This window comes from Furfurilactobacillus siliginis (assembly GCF_001437435.1).
GTDB lineage: Bacteria > Bacillota > Bacilli > Lactobacillales > Lactobacillaceae > Furfurilactobacillus > Furfurilactobacillus siliginis.
On record NZ_JQCB01000006.1, the window covers coordinates 45374 to 48074 of the forward strand.

General features: G+C 44.6%; 1 protein-coding gene. It reads right to left on the bottom strand.

What is annotated here, in order from left to right:
- On the bottom strand, nt 1-2701 hold a 2701-nt coding region (locus IV55_RS05570), incomplete at both ends, for an MBG domain-containing protein (protein WP_162260732.1).

A 2701-nucleotide genomic window follows, 5' to 3' on the forward strand; every position in this document is an offset into this window, starting at 1 on the left:
GCCGTTCGTTGGCTTACCCGTTACTGTTCCAGTAATGGTCCCGTAAGGCTTGCCATCGTAAACCTTAGTTACAGTTGGTGCTGTCACAGTCACAGTAGCTGGTGTGATCACGAACAGACCACTTTGAATATCGGCATCTGTAAAGCTGTAGTTAGTGTTGGCGTTTTGAATCTTCGTGATTCCAGAAGCACTCAACTTAACCACGTACTTACCAACGTTTTGACTCGTAATCCCACTCAAGTCGAAATCATCAGCCGTTAATGCAGGAACAACAAAGTCTTTGTAACCAGTTGGTCCAACAACTGTGTAGGTGATTGGATCTTTACTTGCGTCCCCGTCGTAAACCTTCGTGGCTCCCTTGATCACAATTGATGTGCTCAACGGGTCGTTGTCACTTGGGTTACCAGGTTTCGCTGGATTATCAGGTGTATTTGGTGTTGCTGGATCTAATGGCTTAGGTGTGATTGTCAACTTACCATTAACGACTTCAACATCGTAGTTACTATTCTTACCAGCTGTCGCAGTTGGCTTGATCGCGTAACCTGTTGTTGTATTAACGTTCTCACCCGCATCACGCTCAAGTGTTGTATCGATTGTTTCACCGGCAACGACACCTCGGTCACCATTGGCAACTTCAGTTGTTGACGTTAAGGCTGGATCATTTGCGCCAAAGACCTTCGTCTTATCGTCGGCTGTAACCTTGACGGAACGTTTTGTGATGTCAAACGTAGCTGTATCAGTACCAAGTTCATAATCGTAATTCTTGGCTTCGATGGCTGAGATATGCGCTATACCAGCAGTGGTTAACTCAACCTTATAACCGGTCTTAACGTTTTTAACTACTTCGCTATCGTCAGTAGCAAACTGAAGATCACCATCAACAAGTGTGTACGTTTTTCCATTAGTCAAAGTAACTTTGTAGCTGTCTTTGTAACTGTCTGGGTTGTTAACAGTAACGCCGTCATAAACCTTAGTTGCATTTTCGCTAAGACTATATTTTGCAGTTGCCTTAGTAATCGTAAACGTACCAGTCGCTGGCGTGATTTCGTAGTTTGCATTCAAGTTGTTAGTTGCCGTTACGGAAATATCGTAAGCACCAACATCTTGGCCTGCAACCCGTGACAATGTGAACGGTGTATCACCTAGCGAATCACCAGCCACAAGTCCAGTTTTATCAGTCGCATTAAATGCTTCCGTCGTGGCTTCTAGCTCAGGATCAGTCGTCGTTAAACCATCATAAACTTTTCTCTTATCTACTGGCGTAATCGTTACATGACGCTTGTTGATGACATAGGTCGCCTGTGATGGCTGTGCGTGCAATTCATAATCTTTATCGTTTTCAACTAAGTGCTGAACTCCGGCAGTAGTTAAATCAACTTTGTAGGTTGCAACATTCTTAACGGATGCAACACCATTATCCAGAACAAATTGCAAGTCACCCTTTTGAACGGTGTATGTTTTCACACCAGTTGGGAGCGTAACGGTGTAATTGCCAATTAAGTCATCGATGTCTGGAACCTGTCCATCGTAAATCTTACCGATTGTACCGGTTAACGTGTAGTTAGCCGCGATCGGATTGATTGTCAATGAACCTTTTACAACACTAACGTCATAGTTTGGGTTTGTTCCGTAATCAGTAACGTTAATATCATACGATCCCGCATGAATCTTGTCTGAAATATCCGTCAACTTGAACGCTAAAGCATCCCCACCGGTTGGTTGACCGGTAATCGCCGCCTTAACTTCACCAGTATATTTGCTACCGTCATAATCTTTGGTCAAAGTAGGTGCGGTAATTGTGACAGGTGCTTTAGTAATGTCATACGTTGCGGCACTGCCTAATTCAGTGTAAGCGTAGTTCGTATCAACAGCCTTGATATGATCGATCCCAGCTTGCGTCAATTTAACGACGTAGCCAGTTTTGGCATTCTTCACATCTTTATCGGCAAATTCAATATCACCGTCTACCAATGTGTAGGTGCCACCAGCCGTTAGTGTGACTGAGTACTTAGCTAAGGCATCCTTGATGTCTGTTGCGGCACCGTCATAAACCTTCGTACCTTTACCAGTCAGCTTATAAGTGGCTGCAGCTGGCGTAATCTTAAACTTACCGTTAACGACTTCAACATCGTAATTAGCATTCTTGCCAGCTGTCGCAGTTGGCTTGATTGCGTAACCAGTGGTTGTATTAACATCTTCACCAGCATCACGTGCTAACGTCGTGTCAATCGTTTCACCGGCAACGACACCGTGGTCGCCATCGGCAGTTTCCGTCGTTGAAGTTAAGGTTGGATCTGCTGCGCCGAAGACTTTCTCTTTATCATCAGCAGTAACCTTAACTTTACGCTTCGTAATGTCGTATGTTGCGGCACTACCAAGTTCGGTGTAGGTATAGTTACCATTAACTGCCTTGATGTGATCAATTCCGGCTTGCGTCAACTTAACAACGTAACCAGTCTTAGCATTCTTCACTGTAGCATCAGCGAATGTAATATCACCATCAACCAACGTGTACGTGCCACCGGCTGTTAAAGCCACACTGTACTTGCCCAAGATATCTTTGATATCCGTGGCAGTACCGTTATAAACCTTCGTATCCGTACCGGTTAGTTTATAAGTTGCGGCGGCTGGCGTGATGTCGTATGTTGCCGCACTACCAAGTTCAGTGTAGGCATAGTTGCCATTAACTGCCTTGATGTGA